This window comes from Aeromonas rivipollensis (genome assembly GCF_037811135.1).
Classification (GTDB): domain Bacteria; phylum Pseudomonadota; class Gammaproteobacteria; order Enterobacterales; family Aeromonadaceae; genus Aeromonas; species Aeromonas rivipollensis.
This window is the reverse complement of sequence record NZ_CP149130.1, coordinates 283,723-300,000: the sequence shown is the minus strand read 5'-3', so window position 1 is coordinate 300,000 and position 16,278 is coordinate 283,723. Positions and strand designations below refer to the sequence as shown.

General features: G+C 56.8%; 12 protein-coding genes (1 of these 12 only partly in view). All 12 read right to left on the bottom strand.

Translation table 11 applies throughout. The features are described 5' to 3' along the window. On the bottom strand, positions 1–529 hold the 5' portion of the coding sequence (gene gmhB / locus WIR04_RS01365) for a D-glycero-beta-D-manno-heptose 1,7-bisphosphate 7-phosphatase (RefSeq protein WP_338889933.1). The gene continues 14 nt to the left of window position 1, outside the view; the window shows 529 of its 543 coding nt (coding positions 1–529); it begins with the start codon at positions 527–529; the stop codon falls past the left edge of the window. 112 nt (positions 530–641) lie between these two features. Beyond that, entirely contained in the window at positions 642–1,826 is a 1,185-nt protein-coding gene (gene tuf, locus WIR04_RS01360) for an elongation factor Tu (protein ID WP_025328607.1), read from the bottom strand. A 54-nt stretch (positions 1,827–1,880) separates the two neighbouring features. Beyond that, complete coding sequence (gene fusA / locus WIR04_RS01355) at positions 1,881–3,986, bottom strand: elongation factor G (RefSeq protein WP_025328608.1); 2,106 nt, start codon at positions 3,984–3,986, stop codon at positions 1,881–1,883. A 75-nt stretch (positions 3,987–4,061) separates the two neighbouring features. After that, complete coding sequence (rpsG, locus tag WIR04_RS01350) at positions 4,062–4,532, bottom strand: 30S ribosomal protein S7 (protein WP_010675949.1); 471 nt, start codon at positions 4,530–4,532, stop codon at positions 4,062–4,064. 93 nt (positions 4,533–4,625) lie between these two features. Then, a complete protein-coding gene (gene rpsL / locus WIR04_RS01345; RefSeq protein ID WP_005306278.1) occupies positions 4,626–5,000 on the bottom strand; it encodes a 30S ribosomal protein S12 in 375 nt (124 codons plus the stop codon). Between the two features lie 182 nt (positions 5,001–5,182). Beyond that, on the bottom strand, positions 5,183–5,461 hold the full coding sequence (gene tusB, locus WIR04_RS01340; protein WP_025328609.1) for a sulfurtransferase complex subunit TusB: 279 nt from the start codon (positions 5,459–5,461) through the stop codon (positions 5,183–5,185). Between the two features lie 7 nt (positions 5,462–5,468). Then, positions 5,469–5,825, bottom strand: a complete 357-nt coding sequence (tusC, locus tag WIR04_RS01335) for a sulfurtransferase complex subunit TusC (protein WP_025328610.1) — start codon at positions 5,823–5,825, stop codon at positions 5,469–5,471. A 9-nt stretch (positions 5,826–5,834) separates the two neighbouring features. After that, positions 5,835–6,227 (bottom strand): sulfurtransferase complex subunit TusD, encoded by a 393-nt coding sequence (tusD, locus tag WIR04_RS01330; RefSeq protein WP_041204397.1) that lies wholly within the window; start codon positions 6,225–6,227, stop codon positions 5,835–5,837. 86 nt (positions 6,228–6,313) lie between these two features. Continuing rightward, on the bottom strand, positions 6,314–6,694 hold the full coding sequence (locus WIR04_RS01325) for a RidA family protein (protein ID WP_025328612.1): 381 nt from the start codon (positions 6,692–6,694) through the stop codon (positions 6,314–6,316). A gap of 26 nt (positions 6,695–6,720) precedes the next feature. Continuing rightward, positions 6,721–7,437 carry a helix-turn-helix transcriptional regulator gene (locus tag WIR04_RS01320; protein ID WP_025328613.1) on the bottom strand — a complete coding sequence of 239 codons (717 nt, stop codon included), beginning with the start codon at positions 7,435–7,437 and terminating at the stop codon, positions 6,721–6,723. Positions 7,438–7,633: 196 nt separating this feature from the next. After that, complete coding sequence (gene rpoC / locus WIR04_RS01315) at positions 7,634–11,938, bottom strand: DNA-directed RNA polymerase subunit beta' (protein ID WP_025328614.1); 4,305 nt, start codon at positions 11,936–11,938, stop codon at positions 7,634–7,636. Between the two features lie 90 nt (positions 11,939–12,028). Then, a complete protein-coding gene (gene rpoB, locus WIR04_RS01310; RefSeq protein ID WP_025328615.1) occupies positions 12,029–16,057 on the bottom strand; it encodes a DNA-directed RNA polymerase subunit beta in 4,029 nt (1,342 codons plus the stop codon). Positions 16,058–16,278 lie beyond the last annotated feature (221 nt).

Below are 16,278 nucleotides of genomic sequence, written 5' to 3'. Positions count from 1 at the left end.
GTACTGAAACGGCAAAATCGTGCAGATTGTCATAGACGGCATCAGCCAATGCGATACCAGCATCAGTCACTGCTTTACCCGTTCTGACCAACACTTTATGCCCGACCTTAGCATTTGCGGCCGCTTTCAGGTCGGAAGGCTTGTCACCCACCATATAGGAACGCGCCATGTCGATGCCCAGCTCCTGTTGCGCCAACAGCAGCATGCCGGGTGCAGGTTTGCGGCAATCGCAGGGAGCTCCGTGATCCGGATGATGGGGGCAGAAATAGATGCCATCAAGATCAACGTCCCGGTCGGCCAGTGACCAGTCCATCCACTCGGTCAGGTTCATGAAGTCGTCTTCACTAAAGTAGCCGCGGGCAATGCCGGACTGGTTGGTGACGACGATCAACAGATAGCCTTTCTTCTTCAGCAGCTGCAGGGCTTCGATCACCCCGGGCAGAAAATGGAAGTCATCGACCTGGCTGACATAACCGGTGTCTTCGTTGATGACACCGTCACGGTCCAGAAAAATGGCGGGCTTGCTCACTGGGGACTACCTCAATAAATGATTTTGCAGAGTATCTCATAGGGCACAGGACCCCAAAAAGAAAAAGGGGCAGCCGAAGCCACCCCTTTCATGTGTGCATTTAAAGTATCGATTAAGCGATAACTTTAGCTACAACACCAGCACCTACGGTACGGCCACCTTCACGGATAGCGAAACGCAGGCCGTCGTCCATCGCGATCGGGGCGATCAGGGTAACAACCATTTTGATGTTGTCGCCTGGCATTACCATCTCTACGCCTTCCGGCAGTTCGATGGTACCGGTCACGTCGGTAGTACGGAAGTAGAACTGCGGACGGTAGCCCTTGAAGAACGGAGTATGACGACCACCTTCTTCTTTGGACAGTACGTACACTTCAGATTCGAACTTGGTGTGCGGCTTGATGGAGCCCGGCTTGGCCAGTACTTGACCACGCTCAACTTCTTCACGCTTCACGCCACGCAGCAGTGCGCCAACGTTCTCACCGGCACGACCTTCGTCCAGCAGTTTGCGGAACATTTCAACACCGGTACAGGTGGTAGAAACGGTGTCTTTGATACCAACGATTTCTACAGTCTCGCCTACTTTGACGATACCGCGCTCTACACGACCAGTAACAACGGTACCACGGCCAGCGATGGAGAAGACGTCTTCGATAGGCATCAGGAACGGCTGGTCAATTGCACGCTCCGGCTCCGGGATGTAGGTATCCAGGTGGTGAGCCAGCTCGATGATCTTCTCTTCCCATGCTGCGTCGCCTTCCAGCGCTTTCAGCGCGGAACCACGAACTACCGGCAGGTCATCACCCGGGAAGTCGTACTCGGTCAGCAGTTCACGAACTTCCATCTCGACCAGTTCGAGCAGCTCTTCGTCGTCTACCATGTCGCACTTGTTCATGAACACGATCATGTACGGGATACCAACCTGGCGACCCAGCAGGATGTGCTCACGAGTTTGCGGCATCGGGCCGTCAGTCGCGGCTACTACCAGGATCGCGCCGTCCATCTGGGCAGCACCGGTGATCATGTTCTTAACGTAGTCGGCGTGACCCGGGCAATCTACGTGGGCGTAGTGACGGATCGCGGTGTCGTATTCTACGTGGGAGGTGTTGATGGTGATACCACGCTCACGCTCTTCCGGCGCCTTGTCGATCTGGTCGAAGGCGAAAGCTTTACCACCGAAGTGCTTGGCCAGCACGTTGGTGATGGCGGCGGTCAGGGTGGTTTTACCGTGGTCAACGTGGCCGATGGTGCCGACGTTAACGTGCGGTTTATTACGCTCAAATTTTTCTTTAGACACGACGTAGTCCTTCTAGGTTAAACCCGCCTACCGTCGTAGGCGGGGAATCATAAATTACTTGGATTTGCGCTCTTCGATCACGGCCTGGGCGACGTTAGTCGGGGCATCGTGATACTTGGCGAATTCCATGGCGTAGGAAGCGCGACCCTGGGTAGCGGAACGCAGGGCAGTCGCATAACCGAACATCTCGGCCAGCGGCACGAGAGCACGAACGATCTTGCCGGACGGGCCGTCTTCCATACCTTCGATCAGGCCACGACGACGGTTCAGGTCACCGATCACGTCGCCCATGTAGTCTTCCGGAGTCTCAACTTCTACTTTCATGATCGGTTCGAGCAGAACCGGGTTGGCCTTCATGAAGCCAGCCTTAAAGGCCATGGAAGCAGCGATTTTGAACGCCAGTTCGGAGGAGTCGACATCGTGGTAGGAACCGAAGTGCAGACGCACGCCCAGATCCATTACCGGATAGCCTGCCAGCGGGCCGGACTTCAGCTGCTCACGGATACCCTTGTCAACACCCGGGATGAACTCACCAGGAATCACGCCGCCCTTGATGTCGTTAACGAACTCGTAGGCTTTGCCTTCTTCCAGCGGGTACATGTCGATCACAACGTGACCGTACTGACCACGACCACCGGACTGCTTGGCATGCTTGCCTTCGATGTCCTTGACGGTAGTGCGGATGGTTTCACGGTAGGCAACCTGCGGCTTACCTACGTTCGCTTCTACCTTGAACTCGCGACGCATACGGTCAACGATGATGTCCAGGTGCAGCTCACCCATACCGGCGATGATGGTTTGGCCAGATTCTTCGTCAGTCCATACGCGGAAAGAGGGATCTTCCTGCGCCAGACGGCCGAGTGCCAGACCCATCTTCTCCTGGTCAGCCTTGGTTTTCGGCTCAACGGCGATGGAGATTACCGGCTCAGGGAATTCCATACGCTCGAGGATGATCGGCGCTTTTTCGTCACACAGGGTGTCACCAGTGGTCACGTCTTTCAGACCGATGGCAGCGGCGATGTCGCCTGCGCGAACTTCTTTGATCTCTTCACGCTTGTTGGCGTGCATCTGAACGATACGGCCAAAACGCTCACGCTTCTCTTTGACAGAGTTCAGCACGGAGTCACCGGAGTTAACCACACCGGAGTAAACGCGGAAGAAGGTCAGGTTGCCTACGAACGGGTCGGTAGCAATCTTGAATGCCAGAGCAGCAAACGGCTCGTCATCAGAAGCATGACGCTCGTCTTTGGTCTCGCCATCCAGCTTCAGACCGTCGATGGCTGCTACGTCGGTCGGAGCCGGCAGATAGTCAACCACGGCATCCAGCATGGCCTGTACGCCCTTGTTCTTGAACGCGGAGCCACAGGTAACCAGGATGATTTCGTTGTTCAGAACACGCTGACGAAGAGCTTTCTTGATCTCTTCCTCGGTCAGTTCTTCACCACCCAGGTATTTTTCCATCAGGTCTTCGGACGCTTCGGCAGCGGCTTCAACCAGGTTCATGCGCATTTCTTGCGCTTGTTCCAGCAGCTCGGCCGGGACGTCTTCGTAATCGAAAGACACGCCCTGGTCAGCTTCGCTCCAGTTGATGGCTTTCATCTTGACCAGGTCGATAACGCCCTTGAAGTTCTCTTCTGCACCGATGTTCAGTTGCAGCGGAACCGGGGTACCTTTCAGACGGGTCTTGATGTGCTCAACGCAGCGCAGATAGTTGGCACCGGTACGGTCCATCTTGTTGACGAACGCGATACGGGGAACCTTGTACTTGTTAGCCTGACGCCATACGGTCTCAGACTGTGGCTGTACGCCACCTACGGCACAGTACACCATCACGGCGCCGTCCAGAACACGCATTGAACGCTCTACTTCGATAGTAAAGTCAACGTGGCCCGGGGTATCGATGATGTTGATACGGTGCGGTTGGAACTGTTTACCCATACCGGACCAGAAAGCGGTGGTCGCGGCGGAGGTGATGGTGATACCACGCTCTTGTTCCTGTTCCATCCAGTCCATGGTGGCGGCGCCATCGTGAACTTCACCGATCTTGTGACTTACACCGGTGTAAAACAGAACGCGCTCGGTAGTAGTAGTCTTACCGGCGTCGATGTGAGCAGAGATACCGATGTTACGATAACGCTCAATGGGGGTTGTACGAGCCATTGTCATCCTCTTACTAGGGCACTTGTCCCCAGATAATTAAAGGTGCGCAGAGCCAGAAGACCCTGCGCAAGCGGATTACCAGCGGAAGTGAGCGAAGGCCTTGTTCGCTTCAGCCATACGGTGAACGTCTTCACGTTTCTTGACAGACGAACCCTTATTGTCAGCGGCATCCAGCAGCTCGCCAGCCAAACGCTGAGCCATTGATTTTTCACCACGTTTACGAGCGGCATCAACCAACCAGCGCATTGCCAGGGCATTGCGACGAACCGGACGAACTTCTACCGGTACCTGATAGGTTGCACCACCGACGCGACGAGATTTAACCTCGACCGCCGGACGAATGTTGTCCAGAGCGACTTCGAACAGGGCCAGGTGCTCTTTGCCAGATTTGGTGGCAATGATGTCCAGGGCGCCATAAACGATGGCTTCTGCAACAGATTTCTTACCGTCAACCATTACTACGTTGACAAATTTAGCCAGCAGCTCTGATCCGAACTTGGGATCCGGCAGGATTTTACGCTGACCAACAACACGACGTCTTGGCATTTCAAATTCTCCGTAACTTCAGGGGTTACCCAAAACTAGAAAGTTATCTAACTAGAAACGAATTAACGTTTGGCCTTACTTAACGGAGAACCATTAAGCTTTCGGACGCTTCACGCCATACTTGGAGCGAGCCTGCTTACGGTCTTTAACACCGGCACAGTCCAACGCACCACGAACGGTGTGATAACGAACACCTGGCAAATCCTTGACACGACCGCCACGGATCAGAACAACGGAGTGCTCCTGCAGGTTGTGACCTTCACCGCCGATGTAGGAGGTGACTTCGAAGCCGTTGGTCAGACGTACACGGCACACTTTACGCAGTGCAGAGTTAGGCTTCTTGGGGGTGGTGGTGTATACACGGGTGCATACGCCACGCTTCTGAGGGCACGCTTCCAGCGCCGGCACGTTGCTTTTCACAACGAGCTTGATGCGTGGCTTGCGAACCAACTGGTTAATAGTTGCCATCAAAAGGCTCCTGATAATGACTTCATAAACGTGTGAAAAATCCTCCCCGCAGATACGGGGACGCGAAATTTTATGCCCTGTTGTCTGGGGAGTCAAGATTTATACAATTCGTGCGCCCAAAGGGCAAATGACATCTCGCCATTATTGTGATAACCACCTGAGCCAACAGGCAAAAATCAAAACTAGCCCGCCCAGGTCTGCGGTGATCCCTGTTCGGCGATCAGCTTGATCAGGCCGGCCATGTCGAGTTCCATCCCGATCCTGGGGGACAACCCCCTCGCCTTCAGGTCTTCCCCCATCACATAGAGAGGGATCCCGCTCAATCGCTCACACCACTGCGGGGCCGTCGTCGCCACCACGGCGTCCTGCATCAGCACCAGCAGATCCGCTTCCTGACGATAACGCAGCACCTGCTCGAGGTCCTGGCTGAGGAAGGGCGAGCTCAATACCAACTGTATCATGGGCACCTCAAAAGCTGATGTGGGTGGTGAAGTTATCCCACTGGCGGCGGATCTCGGCCGGACTCAGCACCGTCACGGGGATCAGCAGATCCTCGGCCCTCAGACCACGTTCGGCCAGCGACGCCGCACAGACATAGACCTCCTCGACATCGTACAGTTCCAGCATCTTGAAGGTCGGGGCGTAGTGGCGCTGCAATATCCCCTGTGGCAGTTGCTCCCTGAGCAGCTGCAGCACACCGTCACCGATGAGGAAGAGCGCCAGGGATTCCGTCAGCGCAGAAGTGGCCAGCAAGGCATCCAGTCCCTCTCGTCCACTCGCCGTGCCGTGAGGGCCACGCCGGCAGATAAAGGCTATCTTGGTCATTCCATCCCCCTAGAACTGGACGAAGCGATCGGCGGTCAGACTGGCCTCGGCCAGCTGACCCAACCCGCTTAAACGAAACGGGGCCTGCAGATTGAACTGGGCCTTGCCGACCCCCTTGGCCTCGGCTTCATCGAGCACACCGCGGCGCATGGCGGCTGCGACACACACATCGATGGCAATGCCCTGCGCCAGGGCCAGCTCTCGCCACAGCGCCACCAGGTCGGTCTCATCGCTGGCCGGGGCATGCAGACCATTGCCGTTATGGACACCATCCTGATAGAAGAACAAGTGGGACAGCTGATGCCCCTGCTCGATGAGGCTCAGGGCGAAACGATAGGCGGTGCTGGCCGTCTGGGTGCCATAAGCGGGCCCGGTGACCAGCAGGGCAAAATTCAGACTCATATCCGGACTCCTGCACAGATTTTCATCCATTCTACCTCAAAGACGAAAAAGCCCCTCCTGAGAGGGGCTCTTCCGATGACGGTGACTCAGACGTAAGCAATGGCTTCGACTTCGACCAGCACATCCTTGGGCAGGCGAGCCACTTCCACGCAGGAGCGCGCCGGCGCAGCGTCACCGAAGTAGCGGGCATAGACCTGGTTGAAGGGCACGAAGTTGTTCATGTCGCTCAGGAAACAGGTGGTCTTCAGCACCTTGCTGGTATCGGCCCCCGCCGCCTTCAATACTGCAACCAGGTTCTTCATCACCTGCTCGGCCTGTGCTTCGATGCCTCCGGCAACGATGTCCATGGTGGCCGGATCGAGCGGGATCTGCCCGGAGGTGAACACCAGGTCACCCAGCTTGGTAGCCTGAACATAAGGACCAATTGCGGCAGGCGCCTTGTCGGTTGCAATCACTTCTTTAGCCATTGTTATCTATCCCCTATCTATGGCGCTTACTCGCTCTCTTCTTCACCCTGCTTGCGCTGTCGGATGTAGAGATACACGGTATGTTTGGAAATATTCAGCTTGTCGGCGACCAGGTTGATCGAGTCCTTGATATCAAATATGCCCTTCTCGAACAACTGGGTCACGATAAAACGATTCTTGGCGTTGTTGGCCACGGAGGGATCGCGGTTGATCTCGTCGATGGTGTTGTCCACCGTCTGGGCGACCAGCTCCTCCACGCTGTTGGCGAAAGTCTCCGGCGATTGACGCTCCACTTGCTGGGGCGTCGGGAAGAATTCGGCCACGAACTCGTGGAAAGGCGCATTGATGTGCAAGTTGATGCAGATAAGACCTATCACCTGCTTGTCGCGGTTGCGAATGGCGATGGTGCTCGACTTCATCAGCGCACCGGTCCGGCTGCGGGCAAAGTAGCTCTGGGTGTGATCCTGACCCGTGCTCTCGATGTCCTTGAGCATGCGCAGGGCCAGATCGGTGATCGGTGCTCCCAGGGTCCGCCCCGTGTTGAATCCGTTCGCTATCTTGATCACTGACTCATGCAGATTTTCCAGGGAATGCAGCACCACTTCGCAGTGCTTGCCGAACAGATCGGCCAGGCCCTCGATGAGGCCCTCATATGAACGCAACAATTCCCTGTCTTCGTCTGTAAAAGCGCGACCGCTCAGTTGCTCTTCGGGAAGCAGTACTTCCTCGATACCGACAGCCATGTTCTACCCCTGTAATAACCATTCAACTTTCCCGAGTTTTCAATTGCGGGGGATCAATGTCAACTTTTTTTGATTTTTTGCTCTATATCCTTGCACTGGATCATCCCCTGCCCCAGCCCGGTGCAGCGCACTGCTGGCGGGCGGGCAACAAAAAGGGCCCCTTGAAGGAGCCCTTTTTAATCACTGCAGCTGAAGATTACTCTTCGTCAAAACTGCCGGCTGCGTTGAGCAGATCCGCCAGATTTTGCTGAGCCTCATCGGCAGTCACCTGCGGCACACCGACAGCACGGGCTGCGGCGGCACGCTGGTTGATCCGGGCATGGTGGTAGGCAAAGCCGGTACCAGCCGGGATCAGACGACCCACGATCACGTTCTCTTTCAGGCCACGCAGTTCATCACGCTTGCCGCCAACGGCCGCTTCGGTCAGAACGCGAGTGGTTTCCTGGAAGGAAGCCGCGGAGATGAAGGACTCTGTGCTCAGGGATGCCTTGGTAATACCCATCAGGATATGACGGAAGGTGGCCGGAGTCTTACCCTCGGCAACCAGCTTACGGTTGGCAATCTTCACACGAGCCACTTCAACCTGCTCGCCTTCGATCAGGTCGGTGTCGCCAGCGCTCAGGATCTCGCACTTACGCAGCATCTGACGAACGATGACTTCGATGTGCTTGTCGTTGATCTTAACGCCTTGCAGACGGTAAACGTCCTGCACTTCGTTGGCGATGTAGTTGGCGACCGGGCTGATACCGCGCAGACGCAGGATGTCGTGAGCAGACTCAGGACCGTCTGCCAGCACTTCACCCTTCTCAACTTTTTCACCTTCGAACACGTTCAGGTGACGCCACTTCGGAATCATCTCTTCGTAGATGTCGCCACCGTCGGTCGGGGTGATGACCAGACGGCGTTTGCCCTTGGTCTCTTTCCCGAAGGAGATGGTACCGGAGATCTCGGCCAGGATAGCCGGTTCCTTCGGTTGACGTGCTTCGAACAGATCCGCAACGCGCGGCAGACCACCGGTGATGTCCTTGGTACCGCTGGACTCTTGTGGGATACGCGCGACAGCGTCACCCACGCCCACGTTGGCACCATCCTCCAGGTTCACGATCGCCTTGCCCGGCAGGAAGTACTGGGCGGCTACATCGGTACCCGGGATCATGACATCCTTGCCGTTCTGGTCGACCAGCTTCACGGTCGGACGCATCTCTTTACCGGCGCTCGGACGTTCGTTGACATCCAGCACGACGATAGAGGAGAGACCGGTCAGCTCGTCGGTCTGACGAGTGATGGTCACACCGTCGATCATGTGTTCGAAGTCCAGGCGACCTGCTACTTCGGTGATGATCGGGTGGGTGTGCGGATCCCAGTTGGCGACGGTATCACCGGCACTCACGGCCTGGCCATCTTTCACTTCCAGGACGGAACCGTAAGGCAGCTTGTGGCTTTCCTTGGTACGGCCCATCTCGTCCATGATGGTCAGTTCGGTAGAACGGGAGGTGATAACCAGCTTGTCTGCACTATTGGTAACAAACTTGGCGTTCTGCAGCTTGATGCTACCGGTGTTCTTGACCTGGATGCTGCTCTCGGCAGCAGCTCGAGATGCGGCACCACCGATGTGGAAGGTACGCATCGTCAGCTGGGTACCCGGCTCACCGATGGACTGGGCGGCGATAACACCGACAGCCTCACCCTTGTTCACCAGGTGACCACGGGCCAGATCACGGCCGTAGCAGTGGGCACAGTTGCCGAAGTCGGTCTCACAGGTGATGGCAGAACGTACCTTCACGCGGTCGACGGAGTTACGCTCCAGCAGGTCACACAGATACTCGTCGAGCAGAGTATTGCGCGCGACCAGGATCTCGCTTTCAGTACCCGGCTTGATCACATCTTCGGCGACCACACGACCCAGCACGCGCTCACGCAGCGGCTCGACCACATCACCACCTTCGATCAGCGGAGTCATCCACAGACCTTCGGTAGTGCCGCAATCGTCCTCGGTGATCACCATGTCCTGAGCCACGTCAACCAGGCGACGAGTCAGGTAACCGGAGTTAGCCGTCTTCAGTGCGGTATCCGCCAGACCCTTACGAGCACCGTGAGTGGAGATGAAGTACTGCAGTACGTTCAGACCTTCACGGAAGTTCGCCACGATCGGCGTTTCGATGATGGAACCGTCCGGCTTGGCCATCAGGCCACGCATACCGGCCAGCTGACGGATCTGGGCTGCGGAGCCCCGCGCACCAGAGTCGGCCATCATGAAGATGCTGTTGAAAGAGGCCTGCTCTTCTTCTTCACCCAGGGAGTTGACGTTCCGCTCCTTGGAGAGGTTATCCATCATGGCCTTGGAGACACGATCGTTCGCGCTGGCCCAGATATCGATAACCTTGTTGTAGCGTTCGCCCGCGGTCACCAGACCGGACAGGAACTGGTCCTGGATCTCGGCGACTTCGGCTTCGGCTGCCGCAATGATGTCTTTCTTGGCATCCGGGATGACCATGTCATCGATACCAACGGAAGCACCGGACAGGGCCGCGTAATGGAAACCGGTATACATCAGCTGGTCAGCGAAGATGACGGTGTCCTTCAGGCCTTGCTTGCGGTAGCAGGTGTTCAGCAGACGGGAGATGAGCTTTTTGCCCAGCGCCTTGTTGGATACGGATTTGATCCAGTTCTGCGGATTGGCATCCAGATCGGCCTGCTCGGCGGCAGTCAGCACCTTGGGTTCGTCGATCAGCGCGTATTCCATACCTTTCGGCAGGATCAGGCTCAGGATCGCACGACCAACGGTGGTGTTCTTCATCTCGGTGTGTTCACGCAGGGAACCGTCTTCCTGACGCAGGTATTCGGTAATGCGCACTTTCACACGAGCATGGAGATCGGCCAGACCGGCGCGATAGACCTTCTCGGCTTCTTTCGGGCCGGCCAGCACCATACCTTCGCCCTTGGCGTTGATACGGGCACGGGTCATGTAGTACAGACCCAAGACCACGTCCTGGGAAGGAACGATGATCGGCTCACCGGAGGCAGGCGACAGGATGTTGTTGGTAGACATCATCAGGGCGCGCGCTTCCAGCTGGGCTTCCAGGGTCAGCGGTACGTGGACCGCCATCTGGTCACCATCGAAGTCCGCGTTATAGGCGGCACAGACGAGCGGGTGCAGCTGGATGGCCTTGCCTTCGATCAGGGTCGGTTCAAACGCCTGGATACCCAGACGGTGCAGGGTCGGTGCACGGTTCAGCAGGACCGGGTGTTCGCGGATCACTTCGTCCAGGATGTCCCAAACGACGGCTTCTTCGCGCTCCACCATTTTCTTGGCGGCCTTGATGGTAGTCGCCAGACCACGGGATTCCAGCTTGCCGTAGATGAAGGGCTTGAACAGCTCAAGCGCCATCTTCTTCGGCAGACCGCACTGATGCAGACGCAGGGTCGGACCTACGGTGATAACGGAACGACCGGAGTAGTCGACACGTTTACCCAGCAAGTTCTGACGGAAACGACCTTGCTTACCCTTGATCATGTCGGCCAAGGATTTCAGCGGGCGCTTGTTGGAACCAGTGATGGCACGACCACGACGGCCGTTATCCAGCAGGGCATCCACGGACTCTTGCAGCATGCGCTTTTCGTTGCGCACTATGATGTCCGGCGCTGCCAGATCCAGCAGACGCTTCAGGCGGTTGTTACGGTTGATCACGCGACGGTACAGATCGTTCAGGTCGGAAGTCGCGAAACGGCCACCGTCCAGCGGTACCAGCGGACGCAGGTCCGGCGGCAGCACAGGCAGCACTGTCATGATCATCCACTCCGGCTTGTTGCCGGACTGCAGGAAGGCTTCCATCAGCTTCAGACGCTTGGTGGTCTTCTTGCGCTTGGTCTCGGAGTTGGTCTGATCCAGCTCCTCGCGCATGGTCTTGACTTCACCTTCCAGATCGATGGCACGCAGCAATGCAAGGATCGCTTCGGCACCCATCTTGGCGTCGAATTCGTCGCCCCACTCTTCCAGTGCGTCCAGATAGTTCTCTTCGGACAGCATCTGGCTGCGCTCGAGGTTGGTCATGCCGGGTTCGATCACTACATAGGATTCGAAATACAGCACGCGCTCGATGTCACGCAGGGTCATGTCCAGCAGCAGACCGATACGGGACGGCAGGGACTTCAGGAACCAGATGTGGGCAGTCGGGCTGGCCAGCTCGATGTGGCCCATGCGCTCGCGACGGACCTTGGTCTGGGTCACTTCTACGCCGCATTTCTCGCAGATCACACCACGGTGTTTCAGGCGCTTGTACTTGCCGCACAGACACTCGTAGTCCTTCACCGGTCCGAAGATACGGGCGCAGAACAGACCATCACGTTCCGGCTTGAAAGTCCGGTAGTTGATGGTCTCAGGCTTTTTGACCTCACCGAATGACCAGGAGCGGATCATGTCAGGAGAGGCCAGACCGATCTTGATACTGTCAAACTCTTCGGTCTTGGTCTGAGCCTTCAAAAACTTGAGTAAGTCTTTCACGTGTTTCCCCTGTCAGGAGTCTAACCTCGGCGCCCTGCTGCCAAAGCAGCAGGGCGCCCACGTCAATTCTCGAACAATAAGAGCGAGCTCTTACTCTTCGTCCAGCTCGATGTTGATACCCAGAGAGCGGATCTCCTTCAACAGTACGTTGAAGGATTCGGGCATGCCCGGCTCCATACGGTGGTCGCCATCCACGATGTTCTTGTACATCTTGGTACGGCCATTCACATCGTCAGACTTGACGGTCAGCATTTCCTGCAGGGTATATGCCGCACCGTAAGCCTCCAGGGCCCACACTTCCATCTCACCGAACCGCTGACCACCGAACTGTGCCTTACCACCCAGCGGCTGCTGGGTAACCAGGCTGTAGGAGCCGGTAGAACGCGCGTGCATCTTGTCGTCTACCAAGTGGTTCAGCTTCAGCATGTACATGTAACCCACGGTGACCTTGCGCTCGAAGGCGTTACCGGTACGACCGTCGAACAGGGAAATCTGACCGGATTCCGGCAGATCGGCCAGCTTCAGCAAGGCCTTGATTTCGCGCTCTTTGGCACCATCAAAGACAGGTGTAGCAACCGGCAGACCCTTACGCAGGTTACCCGCAAGGGTACGTACGTCGTCATCAGACAGCTCGGCGATGTTCACTTGCTGGGTGTCTTTCTCGCCCAGGTCATAGACCTGTTGCAGGAAGTCACGCATCTCGTGCAGCTCGCGCTGATCCTTGATCATGCGGTCTATCTTCTCGCCGATGCCCTTGGCCGCGAGGCCCAGATGCACTTCGAGGATCTGACCGATGTTCATACGGGACGGTACGCCCAGCGGGTTCAGTACGATGTCGACCGGACGGCCGAACTCGTCATGGGGCATGTCCTCGACCGGGCAGATCTTGGAGATAACACCCTTGTTACCGTGACGGCCCGCCATCTTGTCACCCGGTTGGATGCGACGCTTGACTGCCAGGTAAACCTTGACGATTTTCAGTACGCCCGGCGCCAGATCATCACCCTGGATAATCTTGCGACGTTTGTTCTCGAACTTCTTGTCGAAGTCGGCTTTCAGCTCGATGTGCTGCTCGGCGATCTGCTCCAGCTCGATCTGTTTGGCTTCATCTTCGATGGCCAATTCAAACCACTTGGAACGATCCAGCTTGTTCAGACGATCTTCGCTGTAACCGGCGGCCAGCAGCAGGTTGCGGGAGCGGCCGAAAATGCCGTCTTCCAGGATCTTGAACTCTTCGGTCAAGTCCTTCTTCGCTTCCTTCAGCTGCATCTCTTCGATTTCTTTGGCGCGCTTGTCTTTTTCCACGCCATCGCGGGTAAAGACTTGCACGTCAACCACGGTACCGTACACACCGTTCGGCACACGCAGGGAGGAGTCCTTCACATCGGAGGCCTTCTCACCGAAGATGGCGCGCAGCAGCTTCTCTTCCGGGGTCAGCTGGGTTTCACCCTTGGGTGTTACCTTGCCGACCAGGATGTCGCCGCCCTTCACTTCGGCACCCACGTAGACGATACCGGACTCGTCCAGCTTGGACAGAGCGGCTTCACCCACATTCGGGATGTCGGCAGTGATCTCTTCCGGACCCAGCTTGGTGTCACGGGAGATACAGGCCAGTTCCTGGATATGGATGGTGGTCAGGCGATCTTCCTGTACCACGCGCTCATTCACCAGGATCGAGTCTTCGAAGTTGTAACCGTTCCACGGCATGAAGGCGACGCGCAGGTTTTGGCCCAGCGCCAGTTCGCCCAGGTCGGTAGACGGGCCGTCAGCCAGCACGTCGCCCGCCATCACCGGCTCACCCAACATCACGCAAGGACGCTGGTTGATACAGGTGTTCTGGTTGGAACGGGTGTACTTGGTCAGGCTGTAGATGTCGATGCCGGCTTCGCCTGGCAGCAGCTCATCTTCATTGACCTTGATAACGATACGGGAGGCATCGACGTAGTCGATCATGCCGCCACGCTTGGCCACTACGGTAACACCGGAGTCAACGGCCACGGCGCGTTCCATACCGGTACCTACCAGCGGCTTGTCAGCGCGCAGAGTCGGTACGGCCTGACGTTGCATGTTCGAACCCATCAGGGCTCGGTTAGCATCATCGTGCTCCAGGAACGGGATCAGGGCCGCTGCCACAGAAACTATCTGTTGCGGGCTCACGTCCATGTACTGGATCTGGTCGGCGTTCATAAAGGTGGATTCACCCTTGTGACGGCACGGGATCAACTCGTCTTTCAGACGGCCATCTTCGGTGGTCGCGGCGTTAGCCTGTGCGATCACGTACTTGCCTTCTTCGATTGCTGACAGGTAGTCCACTTCGTCGGTGATCACACCGTCGATGACCTTGCGGTACGGGGTCTCGAGGAAACCGTACTCGTTGGTGCGGGAATACACGGACAGCGAGTTGATCAGACCGATGTTCGGACCTTCCGGAGTCTCGATAGGGCACAGACGACCGTAGTGAGTCGGGTGTACATCTCGAACTTCGAAGCCGGCACGCTCACGGGTCAGACCGCCCGGGCCCAGCGCGGAAATACGACGCTTGTGGGTCACTTCGGACAGCGGGTTGTTCTGGTCCATGAACTGGGACAGCTGGCTGGAACCGAAGAACTCTTTGACCGCGGCGGAGATCGGCTTGGCGTTGATCAGATCCTGCGGCATCAGGGTGTCCAGGTCGCCCAGGGAGAGACGCTCCTTGACCGCACGCTCGACACGCACCAGACCGACGCGGAACTGGTTCTCGGCCATTTCACCGACAGAACGGATACGACGGTTACCCAGGTGGTCGATATCGTCCACCTCGTCATTGCCGTTACGGATGTCGATCAGGCGCTTCATGACTTCGACGATGTCGTCTTTGGTCAACACACCAACGCCGGTCTCGTCTTCACGACCCAGACGGCGGTTGAACTTCATCCGACCCACGGTAGACAGGTCGTAACGCTCGGAAGAGAAGAACAGGTTCTCGAACAGCTGCTCGGCCGCTTCGCGGGTGGGCGGCTCGCCCGGACGCATCATGCGGTAGATCTCGACCAATGCTTCCAGGCGGCTGGAGCTGGAGTCGATACGCAGGGTCTCGGACATGTAGGCACCGTGGTCCAGTTCGTTGGTGAACAGAACCTCGAAGTGCTTGAAGCCGGCTTGGGACAGATTGGCAACCGCTTCCAGGCTCAGGGCCTGGTTGGCAGTCACGACCATTTCGCCAGTTTGCGGGTGCGCGTAGTTCTTGGCTGCAACTTTGCCAACAACGTACTCTACCGGCACCTCGATCTGGGTGATGGCGTCTTTTTCCAACTGACGGATATGACGGGCAGTGACACGACGACCGGTTTCAACCACCACGGCGCCATTGGCGATGATGTCGAAGGTCGCAGTCTCACCACGCAGGCGCTCGGGCACCAGATCCATCATCAACTTGCCATCTTTGACCTCGAAACCAATGGTCTCGAAGAAGGTGGCCAGGATTTCTTCGGAACTGAAGTCCAGGGCGCGCAGAATAATGGAGGCCGGCAGTTTACGACGACGGTCGATACGGACAAACAGGTTGTCTTTCGCATCGAACTCGAAGTCCAGCCAGGAGCCACGGTAGGGGATAACGCGGGCGTTATACAGTACCTTACCGGATGAATGTGTTTTGCCTTTATCGTGGTCGAAGAAGACGCCCGGGCTGCGGTGCAGCTGGGAGACGATAACCCGTTCGGTACCATTGATGACAAAGGTGCCGTTCTCGGTCATGAGCGGAATTTCGCCCATGTATACTTCTTGTTCCTTGATATCTTTGACGGTGCCGGCAGCTGCTTCACGGTCGTACAGAACCATACGAAGCTTGACACGCAGCGGCGCGGAGTAGGTCACTCCACGGATCTGGCATTCTTTTACGTCAAATACCGGCTCACCCAGGCGATAGCTGACATACTGAAGCTCAGCACTACCGGAGTAACTGGTGATCGGGAAAACGCTACGGAAAGCGGCCTCTAGGCCATATTCACCTTCCGGGTCAGCCTCGATGAACTGCTTGAAGGAGTCCAGCTGAATGGACAACAGATAAGGCGTGTCCAGTACCTGGTCTCGCTTACCGAAGTCCTTACGAATGCGTTTTTTTTCGGTATAAGAGTAAACCATAGGGTTCCTCAGCTCGCTGATAAGTGACCCACTCTGTCCCGCGGGACAGCTCTGTCTCAACACCGTTTTGTGTTGGCCCGGACGATGAGGCGGTCCGGATTGCTGGTGCACCGAGAGTCGTAAACGGTGTGAAATGCTCTCAGTCTACAGCGCAAAAAGGCTGGTGAACAAACATTCACCAGCCCTAGCCTGTTTTATCAGGCTAATCTACATAAATGCAG

Bases quoted from the DNA above. Each gene is read 5' to 3' on its own strand.
- fusA (WP_025328608.1), bottom strand. From the start codon at position 3,986: ATGGCTCGTACAACCCCCATTGAGCGTTATCGTAACATCGGTATCTCT.
- rpsG (WP_010675949.1), bottom strand. From the start codon at position 4,532: ATGCCAAGACGTCGTGTTGTTGGTCAGCGTAAAATCCTGCCGGATCCC.
- rpsL (WP_005306278.1), bottom strand. From the start codon at position 5,000: ATGGCAACTATTAACCAGTTGGTTCGCAAGCCACGCATCAAGCTCGTT.
- tusB (WP_025328609.1), bottom strand. From the start codon at position 5,461: ATGATACAGTTGGTATTGAGCTCGCCCTTCCTCAGCCAGGACCTCGAG.
- tusC (WP_025328610.1), bottom strand. From the start codon at position 5,825: ATGACCAAGATAGCCTTTATCTGCCGGCGTGGCCCTCACGGCACGGCG.
- tusD (WP_041204397.1), bottom strand. From the start codon at position 6,227: ATGAGTCTGAATTTTGCCCTGCTGGTCACCGGGCCCGCTTATGGCACC.
- WIR04_RS01325 (WP_025328612.1), bottom strand. From the start codon at position 6,694: ATGGCTAAAGAAGTGATTGCAACCGACAAGGCGCCTGCCGCAATTGGT.
- WIR04_RS01320 (WP_025328613.1), bottom strand. From the start codon at position 7,437: ATGGCTGTCGGTATCGAGGAAGTACTGCTTCCCGAAGAGCAACTGAGC.
- rpoB (WP_025328615.1), bottom strand. From the start codon at position 16,057: ATGGTTTACTCTTATACCGAAAAAAAACGCATTCGTAAGGACTTCGGT.